Here is a 3962-nt window from a genome sequence, read left to right on the forward strand (position 1 = left end):
TCCGATGCCTGGCTGTTCCAGCGCTGGACGGGGAGCACATAGCCGGACGGTTTGGTCAGCCCGCGTTCGAACACTTTCGCCATGCGGCTGCGTTCTTCCGGATCCTCCAGCCTAGAGTTGGACGGATCGACATTGTCGGGCAGCTTGCCTTCCTTGAGCAGCCATTCGGCCGGATCCTCATAGGCTTCGCTGACCATGGCTTTGTCGATGCCGAGTTCGCCGGCAATCGCGGTGAGCAGGCTTTCGGCCTGCTTCGGGCCGATGTCGGCCTCGCTCTTTTCGCGTGCGATCAGCGACGGATCGCTCCACACCGGCTGGCCGTCGGCACGCCAGTAGAGCGAAAAGGTCCAGCGCGGCAGGCTTTCGCCCGGATACCATTTGCCCTGGCCGTAATGGAGAAAGCCGCCCAGCGCAAAGCGCTCGCGCAGTTTACGGATCAGTTCGTCGGCCTTTTCGCGCTTGGTGGGACCGACGGCGGCGGTGTTCCATTCGGCCGACTCGAAATCGTCGATCGACACGAAAGTCGGCTCGCCGCCCATGGTGAGCCGCACGTCGCCGGCGGCAAGTGCTTTATCGACCTTGTTGCCCAGAGCGTCGAGCGCCTGCCAGCTTTCGTCCGAAAATGGCTTGGTGATGCGCGGATGTTCGGCGATGCGGTCGACCCGCATCTCGAAGCCGAATTCGACATTGGCGAAGCTCGCCATGCCGGAAATCGGGGCCGCGTTGCGGAAATGCGGCGTGGCGGCCAGCGGCACATGGCTCTCGCCGGTGAGCAGGCCCGAGGTCGGATCGAAGCCGATCCAGCCGGCGCCGGGAAGATAGACCTCGCACCACGCATGCAGATCGGTGAAGTCGACGGCGGTTCCGGCTGGACCGTCCAGCGCCACCAGATCGGGCTTCAACTGGACCAGATAGCCGGAAACGAAGCGCGCCGCGATGCCGAGATTGCGCAGGATCTGCACCAGCAGCCAGCTCGAATCCCGGCACGATCCCTTTTTCGCGGCCAAGGTCTCTTCCGGCGAGAACACACCGGTTTCCATGCGCACGATATAGGCGATCTCGCGCTGCAGCCGCGCGTTGAGATCGACCAGGAAATTGACGGTGTTGGCAGCGCTGCGATCGATGGTCTTCAGCAGCGCCGACAGCAGCGGTCCCGCCGGCTCCGGAGTGCGATAGATGGCGAGATCGTCGCGTATCTCTTCCGGATACTCGAACGGAAACGCCTCGGCCGACGGCTCGACGAAGAAATCGAACGGATTGTAGACCGTCATGTCGGCGACGAGGTCAACCTCGATCTTCAACTCCGTCACCGGCTCCGGAAAGACGAAGCGGGCGAGGAAATTGCCGTAAGGATCCTGCTGCAGATTGACGAAGTGGTTCGCCGGCTCGACCTTGAGCGAATGGCTCAGCACCTTGGTACGGGAATGCGGCGCCGGCTGCAGCCGGATGATCTGGGGCCCGAGAACCACCGGCCGGTCGTATTTGTAATGGGTCAGGTGGTAGACGGCTGCCAGAATTGCCATGGGGCCCCGGAATTCAGCGTTTCAAACGATTTCGCTGAACCCTGACACATCTGGCGGCCATTCTCCAAGCAGAGATGTTGCGGTGCACCTAATTTAAGCAACGGTTACCGGCTCAGAAAAATGCCTGCAACCCCGTCTGCGCCCTTCCCAGGATCAGCGCATGCACGTCATGCGTGCCTTCATAGGTGTTGACCGTCTCCAGGTTCTGCGCGTGGCGCATGACGTGGTAGCCGATCTGGATGCCGTTGCCGCCATGCATGTCGCGGGCCTGGCGGGCGATGTCCAGCGCCTTGCCGCAATTGTTGCGCTTGACGATCGAGATCATTTCCGGCGCCATCTTACCTTCATCCAGCAGCCGCCCGACGCGCAAGGACGCCTGCAATCCCAACGCAATTTCGGTCTGCATGTCGGCAAGCTTCTTCTGGTAGAGTTGCGTGCCGGCCAGCGGCTTGCCGAACTGCTTGCGGTCGAGACCGTATTGGCGGGCGCGGTGCCAGCAATCCTCGGCGGCGCCCATCGAGCCCCAGGAAATGCCGAAGCGAGCCCGGTTGAGGCATCCGAACGGTCCGCCAAGGCCCTTTGCGTTGGGCAGCAGCGCGTCCTCGCCGACCTCGACGCCTTCCATCACCACTTCGCCGGTGATCGACGCCCGCAGCGACAGCTTGCCGCCGATCTTCGGCGCCGAAAGCCCTTTCATGCCCTTTTCCAGCACGAAGCCACGGATCTCGTCCTTGCCGTTCTCCCCCTTCAGCTTCGCCCAGACGACGAACACATCGGCGACGGGCGCGTTGGAAATCCACATCTTCGAACCGGACAGCTTGTAGCCGTTGGCGGTCTTCTCGGCGCGCGTCTTCATACCGCCCGGGTCGGAGCCTGCATCCGGCTCGGTCAGGCCGAAACAGCCGATCCACTCGCCGCTGGCGAGCTTGGGCAGGTACTTCTTGCGCTGTTCGTCCGAGCCATAGGCATAGATCGGATACATCACCAGCGACGACTGCACTGACATCATCGACCGATAGCCGGAATCGACGCGCTCTACTTCGCGTGCGACCAGCCCATAGGTGACGTAGTTCGCGCCAAGCCCGCCGAATTCTTCAGGGATGTTGATGCCGAGCAGGCCGGCCTCGCCCATTTCACGGAAGATCGCGGTGTCGAAGGTCTCGTTGAGGTAGGCGTCCTCGATCCGCGGCGCCAGTCTGTCGGCGGCGAAGGCGGCCGCCCCGTCGCGCACCATGCGCTCGTCTTCCGAAAGCTGGCCCTCGATCAGGAACGGGTCTTCCCAGACGAATGCGTTCTTGTCGGCGGCCATCGCGTTTCTCCCAACCAATGCATGTCGCTCAAAACGATGACATGCATGAAGCAAAATGTTGGCCCGTTCTATCGGCCTGCGCCTCGAAAAAATCAAACGAAATTGATTCACCGATCAATGATCGTTAGGAATGGATCATGAGTGTCCAACGCCGCCTTTTACCCAACATCAGCGCCCTTGCCGCCTTCGAGGCTGTGGCCCGGCTCGGCAGTTTCACCGCCGCCGCCCAGGAGCTAGATCTGACCCAGGGCGCGGTCAGCCGCCAGATCAAACTTCTGGAAGATCAGTTCGGCCGCCGGCTGTTCGAACGCGACAGCCGCAATGTCAGGCTGTCGACATCGGGCGAGATCTACGCCGAGGCGGTGCGTTCAGCACTTGGGCAATTGCGTGACGCAGCCCTTGGATTGATGAGCAATCGGCATAGTGGCATGCTGAACCTTGCCATTTTGCCGACCTTCGGCACGCGCTGGCTGATGCCGATGATCCCCGATTTCGTCGAAAACAATCCCGATATCACCATCAACTTCGTCACCCGCGTCGGTCGCTTCGACTTCGCCAGGGAGAGGCTTGATGCCGCCATCCACTACGGCCTGCCGGACTGGCCGGAGGCCGACTCGACACTGTTGGTGCGCGAAACCGTGGCGCCGGTCGTGTCGCCCGAATTCCTCGCCGGCCGCGCCATCGCCGCACCGGCCGATATCGGCCGCCTGCCGCTGCTGCACATGGCGACGCGTCCTGGCGCCTGGACCGAATGGTTCGAGCATCAGGGCCTGAGCGCGCCGACCGGACCCGGCATGCAGTTCGAACAGTTCGGCACCGCCGCCCAGGCCTGCATGGCGGGGCTCGGCGTGGCGCTGCTGCCGTTGATCCTCATTGCAGGTGAATTGCAGCGCGGCCAGCTGGTGCCGGCGCCAGGCCAGCCCATGCAAAGCCGCAGTGCCTACTATCTCGTCGTCCCGCACGACAAGCGCGGCCATCCGCCGGTCGCCAGTTTTCGCGACTGGCTGCTGGGCCAGGTCGAGAAGGAACCGGCCGTTCTGGCGTGGTAGCTACTTTCGCTTCAGCGCATTCGCCAAAGCAGCACCGAACGCTCCCTGTTGCGCCGGCCGCTCCGGCTGGCGTTGCTGGGG

The 3962-nt window shown here is 62.9% G+C and carries 3 protein-coding genes; 1 reads left to right on the plus strand and 2 read right to left on the minus strand.

The window, feature by feature from the left end; all coding sequences use genetic code 11:
* Positions 1-1523 (minus strand): transglutaminase family protein (locus EN994_RS21235; protein ID WP_164746057.1); only part of this gene is annotated, 1523 nt, incomplete at its 3' end.
* 112 nt (positions 1524-1635) lie between these two features.
* Entirely contained in the window at positions 1636-2832 is a 1197-nt protein-coding gene (locus tag EN994_RS21240) for an acyl-CoA dehydrogenase (protein WP_013529824.1), read from the minus strand.
* Between the two features lie 137 nt (positions 2833-2969).
* Between EN994_RS21240 and EN994_RS21245 the strand changes: the two genes are divergently transcribed.
* Positions 2970-3881, plus strand: a complete 912-nt coding sequence (locus EN994_RS21245; protein ID WP_063168910.1) for a LysR family transcriptional regulator — start codon at positions 2970-2972, stop codon at positions 3879-3881.
* Positions 3882-3962 lie beyond the last annotated feature (81 nt).

This window comes from Mesorhizobium sp. M7A.F.Ca.CA.002.09.1.1, from assembly GCF_003998555.1.
Lineage (GTDB): Bacteria > Pseudomonadota > Alphaproteobacteria > Rhizobiales > Rhizobiaceae > Mesorhizobium > Mesorhizobium ciceri.